Annotated in this window: 12 protein-coding genes; 2 read left to right on the top strand and 10 right to left on the bottom strand. The window is 60.7% G+C overall.

The window, feature by feature from the left end; genetic code table 11:
• Positions 1–265: 265 nt before the first annotated feature.
• The 3 genes from C0Z16_RS30660 to betC all read right to left on the bottom strand — a co-directional run bounded on the left by C0Z16_RS30660 (position 266) and on the right by betC (position 4,213).
• On the bottom strand, positions 266–1,414 hold the full coding sequence (locus C0Z16_RS30660) for a porin (RefSeq protein ID WP_102635800.1): 1,149 nt from the start codon (positions 1,412–1,414) through the stop codon (positions 266–268).
• A gap of 268 nt (positions 1,415–1,682) precedes the next feature.
• Positions 1,683–2,630, bottom strand: a complete 948-nt coding sequence (locus C0Z16_RS30655) for a choline ABC transporter substrate-binding protein (protein WP_244201412.1) — start codon at positions 2,628–2,630, stop codon at positions 1,683–1,685.
• Positions 2,631–2,674: 44 nt separating this feature from the next.
• On the bottom strand, positions 2,675–4,213 hold the full coding sequence (gene betC / locus C0Z16_RS30650; RefSeq protein WP_102635798.1) for a choline-sulfatase: 1,539 nt from the start codon (positions 4,211–4,213) through the stop codon (positions 2,675–2,677).
• A gap of 155 nt (positions 4,214–4,368) precedes the next feature.
• On the opposite strand from betC, the gene C0Z16_RS30645 reads away from it, so the two are divergent.
• Positions 4,369–5,283: a choline sulfate utilization transcriptional regulator gene (locus C0Z16_RS30645; RefSeq protein WP_102635797.1), complete on the top strand. Its 915-nt coding sequence runs from the start codon at positions 4,369–4,371 to the stop codon at positions 5,281–5,283.
• Positions 5,284–5,410: 127 nt separating this feature from the next.
• The gene (gene purU / locus C0Z16_RS30640; protein ID WP_102635796.1) at positions 5,411–6,286 is read left to right on the top strand and encodes a formyltetrahydrofolate deformylase; all 876 of its coding nucleotides are present in this window, start codon (positions 5,411–5,413) and stop codon (positions 6,284–6,286) included.
• Between the two features lie 79 nt (positions 6,287–6,365).
• Here purU and C0Z16_RS30635 read toward each other — a convergent pair whose 3' ends face one another.
• The 7 genes from C0Z16_RS30635 to C0Z16_RS30605 all read right to left on the bottom strand — a co-directional run bounded on the left by C0Z16_RS30635 (position 6,366) and on the right by C0Z16_RS30605 (position 16,016).
• Entirely contained in the window at positions 6,366–7,223 is an 858-nt protein-coding gene (locus C0Z16_RS30635) for a glycine betaine ABC transporter substrate-binding protein (RefSeq protein WP_102635803.1), read from the bottom strand.
• Between the two features lie 177 nt (positions 7,224–7,400).
• Complete coding sequence (locus C0Z16_RS30630) at positions 7,401–8,678, bottom strand: hybrid-cluster NAD(P)-dependent oxidoreductase (protein ID WP_102635795.1); 1,278 nt, start codon at positions 8,676–8,678, stop codon at positions 7,401–7,403.
• Positions 8,679–8,711: 33 nt separating this feature from the next.
• The gene (locus tag C0Z16_RS30625) at positions 8,712–10,016 is read right to left on the bottom strand and encodes an aromatic ring-hydroxylating oxygenase subunit alpha (protein ID WP_102635794.1); all 1,305 of its coding nucleotides are present in this window, start codon (positions 10,014–10,016) and stop codon (positions 8,712–8,714) included.
• 73 nt (positions 10,017–10,089) lie between these two features.
• Positions 10,090–10,866 carry a drug:proton antiporter gene (locus C0Z16_RS30620; RefSeq protein WP_102635793.1) on the bottom strand — a complete coding sequence of 259 codons (777 nt, stop codon included), beginning with the start codon at positions 10,864–10,866 and terminating at the stop codon, positions 10,090–10,092.
• On the bottom strand, positions 10,863–12,032 hold the full coding sequence (locus C0Z16_RS30615) for an electron transfer flavoprotein subunit alpha/FixB family protein (RefSeq protein WP_102635792.1): 1,170 nt from the start codon (positions 12,030–12,032) through the stop codon (positions 10,863–10,865). Before C0Z16_RS30615 ends, C0Z16_RS30620 begins: the two co-directional genes overlap by 4 nt.
• Positions 12,033–12,036: 4 nt before the next feature.
• The gene (locus C0Z16_RS30610) at positions 12,037–13,950 is read right to left on the bottom strand and encodes a (Fe-S)-binding protein (protein ID WP_102635791.1); all 1,914 of its coding nucleotides are present in this window, start codon (positions 13,948–13,950) and stop codon (positions 12,037–12,039) included.
• 2 nt (positions 13,951–13,952) lie between these two features.
• Positions 13,953–16,016 (bottom strand): NADH:flavin oxidoreductase, encoded by a 2,064-nt coding sequence (locus tag C0Z16_RS30605; protein WP_102635790.1) that lies wholly within the window; start codon positions 16,014–16,016, stop codon positions 13,953–13,955.
• Positions 16,017–16,019 lie beyond the last annotated feature (3 nt).

Here is a 16,019-nt window from a genome sequence, read left to right as displayed (position 1 = left end):
CGTTATCAGTCCGGTCGCAGCCATCAAAGCCTCCCGCGCCGGAACACCGGCGGCCGGTCAGCTTACGCTGCGAAAAAGCGGACATTTGAACTTGGCTAAAAGCGGACATTACAACTTAGCCTCTACAATAGATTTTGTTGATAATTTATCTTATGTAAAATTTCATATGTGCCAGCCGCTTCCCTCGATCCAACAAACAACGCGGGCGAATTCCCGCTGCCGGGAATCCGCCGCGCTAACGCGAGCCCATCAGCGCATCAGAACATCAGAACGAATGCCGCATCCCGATCCGAACATCGGCTTGCGTACTCGTGGTCGACGGGGTGAAGCTGTAGCCGATCACCGCATTCACACCATCGGATGCACGCAGATAATCGCCGGAGATATACACGTCCGTGCGTTTGGACAACAGGTAGTGAAGCCCGAGGGAGCCTTGGTTCCAGTGGTTTCCTTCAAATCGCGTGTGCTGATAGCCGCCGTACAGCATCAATGCAGGCGTGAAGGTATACGAAGCCCCTCCCTCATAAACCTGCATATGCGACGTCTGCCCGAGACCCTTGATCGTCGTGTAAGTTAAATTGCCGCTTAGCATCACATTACCGATCGTGTACGCGGCACCGATTGCAAACGCGCCCTGCTTGTCGACCGGAAACGAGGACGAGCTATACAGATCCGTTACAGCGCCGGTTGCAGGATCGACGGAAACAGTCGGTCTGCCGAGGAACGTACGCGTGCCGATCATTGCATAAGGATCGAACGCGTAAATACCGAACGGATTGTTCAACTGCGTATAGGCGGCGCCCATGTTGAACGGTCCGTGTTCATAGCGCGCACCCACGCTCCATGCGCTCTTCTGGTGAAAGTCGCCCGCGGTATTGCCGAACGAGTACATACCGCCAAAAGAAAAACCGGCGTAATCGCTGGAGAGAAACTTGATCGAATTCGGCAGCCGGTCACCGTTCATCCGGTCGAAGTCGCCTTGGTGAATCGCATAGCCGCTCGCCCACGCGGAAATGTTGTACAGGTAGGCGAATTCTTCCGTCATGTCGAGCTGATTACCGAACGACAACGTGCCCCAGTTGTTCTTCAGGCCGACATAAGCCTGACGGCCGAATTCCGCACCGCCGAATCCGAATTGTCCGTTGCCCAGGTGAAAACCCGACTCGAGTACGAATACGGCCTGCAAGCCGCCGCCGAGATCCTCGACGCCCTTGAAGCCGATACGGTTGCCGTACGAAATGCCGTCATCGAATTTAACCTGATGGGCGCCGCCGGCATTATTCACGTACGTGATGCCGGCGTCCAGAACGCCATACAGCGTGACGCTGCTTTGCGCGTGGACTGCCGTTGACGCGCATACGGCGCTTGCTGCAATAGCGAGTCCCGAAAGACTGGCGGCATTTCTCTTCTTCATCTAATTCTCCCCTGCTCTGTGCCTGCGCAATTCGTTGGATAAAGCGATCCCTGCTACGCGCTATTGATCGGCGCGCAGCATTTCTCGCATGACGGGCAGTTCGAAACCGGCTGAGACCGATCGATAGGGCCTGGTGCTATTTGATAAGCATGTAAGTCCCACCAGGCCTTCAACGACGAGTCAAGAATACGGGTCCAGATTTACGATGAATCGATTGGATGCGACATGAATCTGTCGCCTCGCGACCTCGCGATTACCATTGCCTCCGTTACTTCACGCCGAGCGCCGTCTGAACGGCTTGCAAACCATTTGCGCCGCTCGCGGTGTTCACGCCATCGAGCCATGATTTGAGCAACTCGGGATGACGCTTGAGCGCTTCTGTCGCTGCTGCATCGACACCGGTTTTCTTTTCGAGTACCTCGGTAATCACACCGTTTTCCAGATCGACGTTGAATGTAAGCTGCTTGAAAAGGCGCCCCACGTTCGGGCATTGCTGCGCGTAGCCGCTGCGCGCGACCGTGTTGACGGTGGCACCGCCATAGTTCGGGCCGAAGTACTTATCGCCTCCGTCGAGATAAGTGAGCTTGAATTTCGTGTTCATCACATGCGGCTCCCAGGCGAGAAACACGATCCATTTCTTCTCGCGCACCGCGCGCTCGACTTGCGTGAGCATGCCCGTCTCGCTCGATTCCACTACCTTCCAGCTGTCGAGCCCAAATGCCTTGTCATCAACCATCTTCTTGATGTTCTGATTAGCCGGTGCGCCGGGCTCGATGCCGTAGATCCTGCTGTCGAACTTGTCGGCGTTCTTTGCAAGGTCTGCGAAAGAATGGACGCCGGCGGCGGCCACGTAGTCAGGCACGGCGAGCGTGAACTTCGCGTTGCTCAGATTCGGATGCATGACCTCGATCGACTTCTCTTCTTCGAACGACTTGACGACCGGCGCCTGGGCAGGCATCCAGTTGCCGAGAAAGACGTCGATTTGCCCTTTTTTCAGACCTTGGTACGTAATCGGCACCGACAGGTTCGCCACCTTCTGTTTATACCCGAGTGCCTTCAGAACGACGCCTGTCATTGCATTAGTTGCGTCGATGTCGGTCCAGCCCGGCCCCGCCATGTTGACCTGCGTGCACGATTGCGGCTCGGCGGCCGAAGCAAAACCGGTCGCGCATAGCAGCGCAACGCCGGTTATCGCCTGTTTAAATAGCGTGTTCATCATCGCGGCTTCCTGTTGGTGGGGAATAGGTTTGCTTCAATCGATCAATGCGCGACAGCAGGAAAGCGCGCCATCGCTTCCAGCGTATTGAGGTCGATGTGATTGCGCATATAGCGCTGACTTGCATCGACCGACGGCTGCCAGTCCCACGAAGCAATGGTGCCTTGCGTGGTCGCGGCAAAATGGAAACGGCGCCGCCGCTGGCTTTGCAGGACTTCTTTGTGCAGCGAGGCGAGGTCCCAGCGGTCGGCGATCTCCTTGCGCAACGCATCGACCTGGGCGGCGTATTGCGCTAGTGCCGCAAGGTTCACGCGCTCCAGCGGGTCCGCTTCGACGTCGTAGAGCTGGTCGGGATCGACCGGTGTGTGAATGAACTTGAAGCGCCCACGCCGCAGCATCACGATCGGCGCGATAGCACCTTCAGCAAGGTACTCGCCAATCGCCTCGTCATGACCGCCCTGCTCTCCCAGCAAATGCGGCACCAGAGTCTGCCCATCCAGTGAATCGGGCCATGCCGCCGGTTGTTCGCCGCGCGCCAATTCGACCAGCGTAGGCAGCAGATCGAGATGTGATACCGAAGCCCGTACCCGGTGCGCGTCGAATTGCTGCGGCGCATGCACGATCAGCGGCACGCGGCAACCGCCTTCAAAGAAGGTCATCTTGTACCAGAGGCCCCGCTCGCCAAGCATCTCGCCATGATCGGAGGTCACCACAATAATCGTGTCTTTGGCGAGTCCCGACTGTTCGAGCGCTTCGAGGATCGCGCCAAACTGATCGTCGACGTAGGCGATCGCGCCATAATAAGCACGACGTGCGTTGCGAATCTGTTGATCGGTGGGCGGCGTGCGGTCGGTTTCGCAAACGTGACGCAAGCGCTTCGAATGAGGTTCGGCTTCATCGAATGAACCGCGATGCACGGGCATATCGATGTCTTCGTCGCGATACATGTCCCAGTACTTTTGCGGAATCGCGTACGGATCGTGCGGATGCGTCAACGAGGCAACCATGCAGAACGGCCTGGCATCCTTTCCGGCATGACGTTCGCGCGCAATATCGAAGAGCTTCTGGCGCGTGGTGAACGTGACTTCATCGTCGAAATCGAGCTGATTCGTGCGCACGCACGGGCCCGCGTCGATGACGGAACTCATGTTGTGATACCACGTGGGGCGCGCTTCGAAATCGTCCCAGTTCGGAGTCCAGCCGAAGTCGGCTGGGTAAATGTCAGTTGTAAGGCGCTCTTCAAAGCCATGCAATTGATCGGCGCCGCAGAAATGCATTTTGCCGGACAGAATCGTGCGATATCCTTCTGCGCGGAGGTAGTGCGCAAACGTCAGCGTTTGCGACGGAAATTCCGCTGCATTGTCGTACGCGCCGATTGCGGACGGCAGCTTGCCCGACAGAAAAGAAAAGCGCGACGGCGCACACAGCGGGCTCGCGCAATACGCCGAATCGAATACTACGCCCTGCTTCGCGAGGCGGTCGAGGTTGGGTGTTCTAGTAAGCGGATGTCCATATGCGGCGAGCGCGAACGGAGTCATCTGGTCGGCCATCAGAACGAGAATATTCTTTTTGCTGTCAAGCATTGGAGCGCGCCTCGAATAAAATCATGAGTGTCAGTGCAAGTGCCGGTGCAACCGCAAGAGAAGTTCGCGGGCCGCGCCCGGCATGAACATCACTATTGCCGGTCAATTCGGGGCTGTGAAGACGGCAATTCGTTATGTGCCTATAAGGGGGCGTTATGTCGAGGCAGGATCGCTTGCCGCCAATGCAGGCATTGACGATGTTCGAATCCGCCGCGCGTCTGGCGAGCTTTACCGCGGCCGCGCGCGAACTGGGCTCCACGCAGCCGGCAGTGAGCCAGCGCATCGTGCAGCTCGAAGAAACGCTGGGCGCTCCGCTCTTCGAGCGCGGTCACCGCGGCGTCAGGCTCACCGAAGACGGCGAGCGGCTCTTCGAAGCGGTACGTCATGCGCTCGACACTATCCGCCTTGCCACCACGGAAATCCGCGCGCGGCGCACGCCGCAAACGCTTACGCTGTCCACCGATTTCGGCTTCGCCACCTATTGGCTGATGCCGCGGCTTTCGCAATTCAAGGCGCTGATGCCCGATGTCGATGTGAAGATCATCACGTCGCAAAGCGTGTTCGATCCTTCGCACGATCAAGCGGACGTGGCGATCGCCTTCGGCGACGAACATGCGGACTGGAACGCGCGCAGCGTGGTCAAACTGTTTCCGGAGCGCGTCACGCCAGTGTGCAGTCCCGCGTTTCTTGCAGCGCATCCGCCGTTGCGCTCGCCGTCCGAACTGCTTGCCCTGCCGCTTCTGCATCTCGAACCGACGCAACCGGCGCGCTGGCTCTCATGGGCCGACTGGTTCGCGGCACACAGTCTTGTTGCGGCCGCCGCGCATCGGGGCATCACCTTCAATAGCTTTACGCTCGTCGCTCACGCGGCAATCATGGGCCAGGGTGTGGCGCTTGGCTGGGCGCCGCTCGTCGACGAATTACTCGCTACCGGGCAGCTTGTCGAACTGTTCGATGCACCCGTGGTGACAGAGCGCGGCTACATGCTGGTTACGCAGCGTGCGGCCACGCCGGCAGTCGACGCTTTCCGCCAATGGCTGCTCGGCGAATGCGGGCTCGACGCCGAATGAGCACCTGACGTTCCCGTTCCAGCGCGACGGCGATTCGCTTCTATCCGCGCCGCTCATGAATTTGCTCTACTGCGAGGATGCATGCCGCGCCCCGCGGCGTCGCCCTTTTCGTCTATGTGGAGAGCGCATGTCTGCCGATTCCCGTCCTGATCAACTGGTTCTCACCGTTGCGTGTCCGAGCGCCGCGGGCCAGGTTGCCGCCGTTGTCGGCTTTCTCGACCGGCATCATTGCTATATCGACGAACTCACCGTTTTCGACGACGACCTCAGCGAACGCTTTTTCGTGCGCTGCGTTTTTCATGGCGTGAACAGCAACGAGACGCTAAATATCGCGGCGCTCAAACGCGAATTTGAATCCATCGCCGAGCGCTTTCGTATGACGTGGGCAATGCACGATGTCGCCACTCGCCCCAAGGTCCTCATCATGGTGTCGAAACTCGAGCACTGTCTCGCGGATCTGCTATTTCGCTGGCGAATGGGTGAATTGAAAATGGACATTGTCGGCATCGGTTCTAATCATCGCGATTTCGAACCGTTGGCCCAGCAACATGGATTGCCGTTTCATCATCTGCCGATCAGTGCGGATACGAAGCCGCAGCAGGAAGCGCGTTTGCTCGATCTGTTCGAGACATCCGGCGCGGAATTGATGATTCTCGCGCGCTATATGCAGATTCTTTCCGGCGAAACGAGCCGTGCGCTCGCCGCGCGCGCGATCAACATTCATCATTCGTTTCTGCCCGGCTTCAAGGGCGCTAAGCCGTATCACCAGGCGCATGCGCGCGGGGTCAAACTGATCGGCGCAACGGCGCACTTCGTGACCGACGATCTCGACGAAGGTCCGATCATCGAGCAGGTTGTGGAGCGTGTCGATCATTCGTACAGCCCGGAGCGCTTGCTCGCCACGGGACGCGACGTCGAATGCATTACGCTCGCTCGCGCAGTGAAGGCATTTATCGAGCGGCGCGTGTTTATCAACGGCGATAGAACCGTCGTGCTGCAATAAATAGAAAACGAAGGCGGAAACAGAAACGCCGCTTGAAAAGCGGCGTTTCCTTGCATCGTCGTACAGCAGCCAAAGCGAATTACTTCACCCAGCTATCCACGCGATCGCTATGTGCGCCGATCCATGCATCGGCGGCCGCAGTCGGCTTCTCGCCGTTTTGCGTCGCGAGCATCACGCTGTCGATCTCGCCCGGTTTCCACTGAAATTTCTTGAGGAACGCGACAACCGGCGGCGCCTTCTTTTCCAGCTCCGGATTCACCACGCTGTCCACATGCTCGGCTTCACCGAACACCTTCTTCGGATCTTCAAGGAATTTCAGCTTGTACTTCGCGAACATCCAGTGCGGCTTCCAGCCGGTCACGATAATCGGCTTGCTCGCCGCTTCCGAACGCGCCAGTTCCGCGGTCATCGCGCTGCCCGAACTCGGCATCAGCTTATAGTCGAGTCCGTATGCCTTGATGGCTTCGCTGGTTTTCTGCATCACGCCCGCACCGGCGTCGATACCGACGATGCGCGAACCGAATTCCGCCTTCTTCGCTTCGAGGTCGCCCACCGTTTTCACGTCGAGATTGTCGGGGACAATCAGGCCGATCTTCGCGTCGTTAAAGTTCGGGCCGAGGTCGACCACCTTGTCCTTGAAGTTATTCCAGTACGCACCGTGCGTGACCGGCAGCCACGCTGACAGCGTCGCGTCGAGATCGCCGCGCGCCACGCCTTGCCACATCACGCCGGCCGCGACCGGCACGAGTTGCACCTGATAGCCGAGGCGCTTTTCGATCACGCGCGCGGCCACGTTGGACGTTGCGACGCTATCGTCCCAGCCTTCCACGTAGCCGATCTTGATGGTCGGCTTCGTATCCGCCGAAACGCTCACGCTGCTTGCCGCCAGCGCCGCGCTCAGGGTGCTCAACACCAGTATCTTTCTGATCAGTCTCATCGCCTTCTCCCGTTCGCCTTCCACATACAACCCAATGAGCATTTAGAATCGCCAGCCAGAATTGCCAGGTAACGTTGTTTTGCGACATGCAGTTGTCCACATGCGACCATCGGCAACCTGGCGGGCGTACTTCTCGTACGACTTATCGACGCCCATCAATCGAAACTTTCGCGATGCTCACTTCTCGACCACGAGATCGGTCAGCGGCTTGCTGCAACAGAGCAGCACCATGCCTTGGTCGATCTCGCGCTGACGAATGCCGCCCGCGTGTTTCATCGCGACTTCACCGGATACGAGCTTCACCTTGCACGTTCCGCACATGCCTTGCGTGCACGATGCAGGCAGACGTACGCCCGCTTTCTTCGCGGCGTCCAGCACATGCTGGCCGCTGCCGCATTCGATCTCGCGATTGCTTTTCGTGAAGCTGACCTTGTAGCGCGTTTCCGTTTCGGTCGTAGCAGGAGCGGCGGAAAGAATGGAATCCGGAATAGAAGCGGGCTCGAAGCCCGGCGCTTCTTCCCGCGCCTGCCCAAAGCTTTCCACCGTCACGGGTTCTGGCGAAGCCTGCATCACGTTCGCCACATGCGTCGTCGTCAATTGTGCCGCGACCTCGCTGACCGTTTCGAACGAGAAGCTTTCCTCGTGATAATGGCTGCGATCGAAACCGCCCTCGTCCAGCAGCTTGCGCACCGCCTGCATATACGGCGCCGGCCCGCAGGTGAAAATCTCACGCTCCAGAAAGTCCGGCGCGATCAGCTTCAGCAGCGGCAAAGTCAGAAAGCCTGTCACGCCTGGCCAATTCCGGCGTGCGCCGAGCCGCTCGCAAACAAATGCGGTACGGAACTGCGTTTGATTCGACGCGATCAGATCCAGCTCTCGCGCGAAGATAATGTCGTCCGGCGTGCGGGCGCTGTGCACGAAAACAATGTCGCTGTCCTCGCCGAGCTCGTGATGTGCGCGGCTCATCGACATCAACGGTGTAACGCCCGAACCCGCCGATAGAAACAGAAACTTCCGGGCCGGATGACGGGCGCACGTAAACTCGCCCGCGGGTCCGAGTACGCGAACTTCCCCGCCTGCTTGCAGATTGTCGTGTAGCCAGTTCGACACCTTGCCGCCCGGCACACGCTTCACCGTAATGGAGATGGTGTGCGGACGCGTAGGCGGCGACGAAATCGTATAGCAGCGGTTGATCGATTCGCCGTCAATCTCGAGTTCGAGCGTGATGAACTGCCCAGGCTCGAACACGAAGACCCGTTCGGACGGCGCGCGGAAGAAAAAGCTCTTCACGTCATGCGTTTCCTGACGGACGTGGCAACACACCAGCGTGTCGTCGACATCGCTGTTCCACCGCGCGGGCAACGTGTCCCAGAAGCGCGGCTGCGTAACACGGCTTGTTGCATACTCCGAGACCGGCTCGGCGCCGAGTTGAAACGTCGCCTGATCGCGCATCATTGTTTTCTCCCGCTCCTGGTTGCGCTCGTGCGCTCAGCGCATGAAGGACACGACTTTTTCGCCGTGCGTGGCCGGCGTGGCATCGTGCGTTTCCGGCGCATTGCTGTAATCCGCAATACGGCCGATGTACCACTCGCAGAACTTTTCCACGAGGCCTTCCGTGAACGGCGAATAGGGACCCGGCTCGTAGGCGCTGCTCGATGCGCCACGTTGCGAGTACTCGACGAGCGCGCGGTCCTGGTCGTTGGTCGCGCGCCATACGGCCGTGAGATTGTTCACGTCGTAGTCGATGCCTTCACGCGCGTCCTTGTGCACGAGCCATTTCGTGCGCACTAGCGTCTTGCCCGCGGAAAGCGGAATCACGGAAAAGCTCACAATGTGATCGCTCATGAAGTGATGCCACGAATTCGGCTGCGTCCAGAAAGAAAGGCCGCCAAGATCGGCCTGCTCGAATCCGCCGAGCAGTTTCTTCGACGCCACTTTCGCGTCGAGCGTCTGCGATTCGCCGTCGCGATCGAGCGGCAGACGTTGCGTGCGAAAACCGGTCACGAGATCCGCAAGCCGTTCGATTTCCGCCGACGGCAGCTTCATCGCTTCCCATTGCGCGGTGCGGCGCGCAACCGTCTCTTCGAAAGCGGCCATGCCTTCTTCGTTAGCCGGACTGCGTTGATAGCCAAAGCCGTATTCGTACAGCGAAATGGTCAGTTCGGGATGGTTCGCGACGCAGTGATAGCACTCGCGATTGTTCTCCATCGTGAGCTTCCAGTTGCCTTCCTCGATAATGTCGATCGACGCCGCGATCTTGCAGCCGGCCAGTTCGTGCGGCAACAGGTAAGGCTCCATCGCCGCGCGCATCACGGGAAAGTCTGCGGGCGGGTTGTCGGCGAGGCAAATGAAAATAAGGCCCGCCAGGTTCTCGACGTGCACTTTCTTCAGGCTGTGCTTGCACCGGTCGAACTGGTCGCCCATGTGCTCCGCGAACATCAGGTCGCCATTCAGGTTATACGTCCAGCTGTGATACGGGCACACGATATTGCCGAGTGAACCCTTGTCGGTATTGCACAGGCGTGCGCCGCGATGACGGCACACGTTGTGAAACGCCCTCACCTGCATGTCGTCGTCGCGCACGATCAGAATGGAATCGTGGCCGACTTCCACCGTGATGTAATCGCCCGGTTCGGGCACGTCCGGTTCCACCGCGACCTGGATCCAGTGTTGCCGGAAGATTGCGTCCATGTCGAGCGCGAAAATATCCTCGCTCGTATAGAACGGTGCTTCCAGCGTGTGATTCTTCTTGCGGCGCTCGATCATTGCGCGAACGTCTGCGGGAACTTGCATTGTGTGCTCCGTTGCGTGTCACGTCTGGCGCCGCGCCAGGCCCTCCTGGCCGCATGCTCGCCTGAACCTGAAATCAGTAATCCACGAGTTGATGCTCGCGCAAATACGCGAGAATCACTTGTGCTTTTTCGACGGAACTCCCTTCAATTACGACGCTGCCGCCGCGGCTTTCCGTCGTTGTCGCCGAGAGCATGCGAGCATGGCCCGAACGCTTTTCGACGGCGGCGAGACGCACGGGTTTGGCGCTCGCCGGACGGATGGTCCAGGCGAGGTCCGCGGCGTTGCCGCTCGTCCTGCAGGCGACCGGGCGAATGGTGCCTTCGCGCAGCCGTGCATAGGCATAGGTCGGCGTGGCGTTCGCCATCGGATGCACGACGATCAGCGCGGGCAATTGCACCTCGACACGGCGACGCAAACCCTTCGGCATGAATTGCCGGACTTGCGCGCAGCTGTCATTGAGGGTCACGTCGACAGCCGCGCCCACGAGTGGAATGTCCAGCGCATTGGCTACGCGATACGGCAGCATGCCGCTGTCGAATGCGCCTTCGGCACGCGTACCGGTCACTACCAGATCGTAGCCCTGCAAACGCGCGGCGAGCGGCACCGCTGCATCCGCTTGCGATTCATTTGCTGCGGGAATCGCAAGCACTTCGACCGAGCGCGCGCCGAGCGCGAGATATTCCTGCAACGCGGGATTTGAAGGATCGCCCGCATGCAGCACGTCAAGCGCTGCGTTGTGCTGCTTTGCGAGCGACAGCGCCATCGTCAGCGCGGCCGCGTCGTTGCGGCTGTAGCGCGCGACGCCGCTCACCGGATGTCGGCCCACGGAAACCAGTACGGCGATTTTCATGCGAGCGCTCCTTCGGCGACGGCCTTCGAATTCAGTAAGGCAGCACTCGTGCCGCGTGACGTGCGAGCCGCGGCAGCCGCGTCGTTCAGCGCCGCGATCGTTTCCTGCGCGTCCGCGATGACCGTCAGGTTCGCGCGCTTGGCTATCGGCGCGCTCGCATCGAGGTTCACCGCGATCACGTGACGGCAATCCTTGATGCCCTGCAAATGCTGCACCGCGCCGGAGATGCCGAACGCGATATACACGCTCGCTTCAACCGTCTTGCCTGTCGCGCCGATCTGCTTGTCGCGCGTGAACTTGCCGTCGTCGACGGCAACGCGGCTCGCGCCGATTGCCGCACCGAGTGTGGCCGCGAGACGCTCGAACGCGGGCACGTCGCTCACGCCGTTGCCGGCGGAGACGATGAAGTCCGCTTCTTCGAGCGCGAGTTGCGCCGCGTCCATTTCTTCGATGCCGAGGTCACGCCCCATGCCTTTCGTTGCGGCGGGTTCGCCATCGAAACGCCATACGACTCGCTCTCCGGCGCCGACGAACGGCAGCTTCGGGTCGACGGCATTAGGCGCGACCAGGATCACTTCGGGCAGCGCGCACGAGGCGAACGCGGTGTTGGCCTGCACATAAGAGGCCACATGCGAGGCGTCGATCTCAACGACATGCGTCGCGACGCTCGCATTCGCGGCGGCCGCATAGCGGCGGCCAAGGTCGCCGTCGCCTGTCGCGTTGTCGGGCAGAAAAACATGGACCGGCGCATAAGCAGCGACGCATGCGGCGAGCGCATTCAATTCGTCGACCGGCGCGAACTTGCGTCGATCGAACATAGGCAGTTCGATCAGCTTATCTGCGCCGAGCGCAGCAGCATCGCCGGTGAATTCGCCGAATACGAGCAGCACCACGTCAGTGGCCGCATCGGCGATCAACGCAGCGGCGGCCAGCGTCTGGCGCGCGTGATCGTCAAGCGCGCCGCGGTCCGCGTGCGCCGCCACTAGCATCACATGCTGCGGCGTGGCCGTCGTGCGGCGCGGCTTTGCGTGCTCACGGTGCGCCGCGCCCGTCGCGGCGAAATCCATTGTGCCCGCCACACCGGTCACGCCCAACGTAATGCGCCTGAGTCCGTCTGCCGTGATCGTGAACGGGCGGCGCGGATCGATTCGTTTGATTGTGTTCATCGCGTTACTCCAGCGCCGCTGCAACCAGTTCGACGACGTCCAGCACCTCAGGACGCGGCCCGACCACGCCTTCGAGCATCGCCGTGCAATTCGGGCAGCCCACGGCGACAATCTCGGCACCGATGTCGCGCGCGTCGTCGATGCGAATGTCCGGAATGCGCCGCTTGCCCGGAATGTCGGTCAACGGGGCACCGCCGCCGCCTCCGCAGCAACGTCCACGCATGCCGTTGCGCTCCATCTCGACAACCTTGATGCCGATGCTCTTTAAAACACGGCGCGGTGCCTCGGTCTCGCCGTTATAGCGGCCCAGGTAGCACGGATCGTGATACGTGATGTTGCGATCCGCGTAGGCGGCGACCGCGCGTGGCGACAGCTTGCCGCTCGCGACGAGTTCATCGATCAACGCAGTGTGATGCTGCACGTCGTAGAAGCCGCCCAACGCGCGATACTCGTTGCGCAAGCTGTGCAGCACGTGCGGGTCGGAAGTGACGATCTTGCCGAACGAGTACTGCGAGAGCGTGCCGATCAACTTCCTGGCGAGTTGCTGGAACGTGGCTTCGTCGCCGAGACGCCGCGCCGTGTCGCCCGTATCGGTTTCGACACCGCCGAGCACCGCATAGTCGATGCCCGCGCGATTCAGCACCTTGACGAGCGCGCGCAGCGTGCGCTGATAGCGCATGTCGAACGCGCCTTCGCCGGCAATCAGCAGCACATCAACGCGACGCCCAGGCTGCGCGACCTGCACCTGCAAATCGACGGCCCAGTCATAACGCGCGCCGATGTCGTAACCGTTCGAGCTGCCTGTTTCGCGCAGATTCGCGAGCGTGATCGGCCCCTTGCCCGGCACGATGCCTTCCACGAGCGTTTGATTGCGGCGCATATCCACGATGGCGTCGACATGCTCGATCAGCATCGGACACTCCTGCACGCAAGCGCGGCACGTCGTGCACGACCACAGCGTTTCCGCTTCGATCAGGCTGGAAATCAGCGGCTTGCCAGGCGCACCGCCATGCTTGCCGACCGGAATGCCGGGCGTGGGACTGCCTGCGTATTCGGCGTCCGTGCCGCCCACCATGCCAGTCACCAGATCCTGAATCAGCTTCTTCGGATTGAGCGGCTGGCCGGCGGCGAACGCGGGACATGCTGCCTCGCATTTGCCGCACTGCACGCATGCATCGAAACTGAGCAACTGATTCCAGCGAAACTCCACAGGCTTGCCCACGCCATATTCTTTCGCGTCGAGCTGCGGCGCCTTCAATGCAGTCGGCGGCACCATGTCGCGATCGTTACGCTCGGCAAAGCGCTCCTGACGCGGATGAAACGCGAGATGCAGCAGACCCGCGAGCGCATGTTTCATCGGACCGCCACGCGCCGCGCCAAACGTCATCGTGAAGGCGCCCACTGCAACCAGCAGCGCGACGATGATTGCGAGCGCGCCCGACATCGCCGCGGCCGGCAGTGCGATGAACAACACGAGACCAAGCGCGAACGACCCGAGCAGCAGCGGCAGATGATCCCAAGGTCCACGCGAAAGCCGCGCGGGCATCGCCTTCGCGCCATGCCGCCGACGCCATACGAACGCGGCGCCGACCAGCATCACGAGCGCGGCCAGAAAGATCAGCTTGTCTAGCCACGGCGAGTAGATCGCGAGACCGTAGTTGACGAACACGAGCGCCATAGCGAGGATCGCACCGCCGGCGGTTGCCATGTGCGTTTTCGCAATGTACGGATCGCGCGCGACCACATGATGCAGATCGACGAAGTAGCGTTTCGGAATCGACAGCAGATTGGCCCAGCCGTACGCGCCCGCCGCCGTCGCGCGACCCACGCGCCAATATGCGGCACGCTTCGCGAGTGCGAACGCCAGACCCGCCATCGACAACCACAACAGCACGGTGATGACAGACACGGGGCTCATCGTCAGAAATCCTTGCAAAGGCGCAGCGCGTCGTAAATCGCGCCGTGAATGTTGTGCATGGAGATGCAGTCGCCGACGCGGAACAGCAGGAAGCGGCCATTGCCGAGTTCTTCCGAAAGCGACGGCTGCGGCTCGGATGCAAAGAGCTTATGCACATCGACCTGTCCGCGATTTAGCGACTCGGGCTTGAGCTTCCAGTACAACTCGTCGTTCGGCGTGCTGCCGTTCTCGATCACGACCTGATCGACCGCACGCTCTTCCTGCTCCTCGGTGTACTCGTTGCGAAGCACGGCGATCTTCTTGCCATCTTCCTCGTAGACTTTATCGAGCCAGTAATTCGGCGTGTGAACGACGCCCTGCGCATACAGGCGCCGATAGAAAATCGGGAAGGTGGTGCCGCCCACGTCGTCGGCCACTTTCACGTCCGGCGTGACGATCTCGACATTCGAACCGCGGCTCGAGATGAAATCGGCAACACCCGCGCCCGCATGCGTGCTGACGCCGTCATACACGAGCACGTTCTTGCCGGGTTCGACCTTGCCCGAGAGCACGTCCCACGAACTCACCGCGAGACCTTCGTCAACGCCCCACGCGGCGACTTGCGACGTGAACGCCGAGCCGCCCGTTGCCAGCACGATGATGTCCGGCTTCTCGGCCATGATGGTCTTTTCGTCGGCAGCGACACCGAGGCGCCGGTCCACGCCGAGGCGCTTCGTCTCCATGTCGAACCAGCGGACGATGCCCGCCATCTGCTCGCGCTGCGGCGCTTTTGCCGCGAGCATGATCTGGCCGCCGACGTAGTCGTTCTTTTCGAACAGCACCACGTCATGACCACGCGACTTCGCGACACGCGCTGCTTCGAGTCCGGCCGGACCCGCGCCGACCACGACGACCTTGCGCTTCGGCCCGTTCGTGCGCGCGATCACATGCGGCATGGTCGCCTCGCGCGAGGTCGCCGCATTCTGCACGCACAGAACATCGAGCCCGTTGTACTGGCGATCGATGCAATAATTCGCACCGACGCATTGCTTGATTTCATCCTCGCGGCCATCGCGGATCTTGATGACCATATGCGGGTCGGCGATCTGCGCGCGCGTCATGCCGACCAGATCGACCATGCCGCTTGCCAGCAGACGCTCAGCCTGGCCCGCATCGCGAATACTTTGTGCATGCATGACCGGGATTTTCACGACCGACTTGATGCCGGCCGCGAGATGCACGAAAGGCTCGGGCGGGAGCGCCATCGGCGGCATGCAGTTGGCGAGCGTGTTGTGCGTATCCGCACCGGAGCCGATCACGCCGAGGTAATCGATCAGGCCGCTTTCGCTCATGGCCTGCGCAATCTCTTTCAGTTGCTCGTGGTCGAGCCCGTCTTCATGGAACTCGTCGCCGCACATGCGCAAGCCCACGCAGAAGTCCGGGCCCACCGCTTCGCGCACCGCCTGCAACACTTCGACGCCGAAACGCAGGCGGTTTTCGAGCGAGCCGCCCCATTCGTCGGTACGAAAGTTGGTGCGCGGGCTCCAGAACTGGTCGATCAGATGCTGGTGAGCCGCCGAGATTTCGACGCCGTCCATGCCCGCATCCTTCACGCGTTTCGCGGCAGCCGCGAAGTCAGTGATAATGCGGCGAATCTCTTCCACTTCAATGATCTTCGCGTTGCCACGATGCACCGGCTCACGCACGCCGGAAGGCGACATCAGATGCGGCCAGTGCTCTCCATGAAACGCCGAGCGGCGGCCCATGTGCGTGGCCTGAATCATGATCTTGGCGCCGTGCGCGTGCATGGCTTCGGCGAGCCGCGAGAGCGGATCGATGATCTTGTCAGTCGATAGATTCACCGACTTCCACCAGCCTTGCGGGCTGTCGATCGACACCGGGCTCGAACCGCCGCAGACGGCGAGGCCGACACCGCCCTTAGCCTTTTCTTCGTAATAGCGAATATAGCGGTCACCAGGCAGTCCGCCCGGCTCCGCATACACCTCCGCATGCGCGGTGCTGACAATACGGTTGCGCAAAGTCAGCTTGTTCAGCGTGAGAGGTTTGAAAAGGTTCGGGTAACGCATCGC

Source organism: Paraburkholderia rhynchosiae (assembly GCF_002879865.1).
Classification (GTDB): domain Bacteria; phylum Pseudomonadota; class Gammaproteobacteria; order Burkholderiales; family Burkholderiaceae; genus Paraburkholderia; species Paraburkholderia rhynchosiae.
This window is presented reverse-complemented; position numbering and strand designations above follow the sequence as displayed.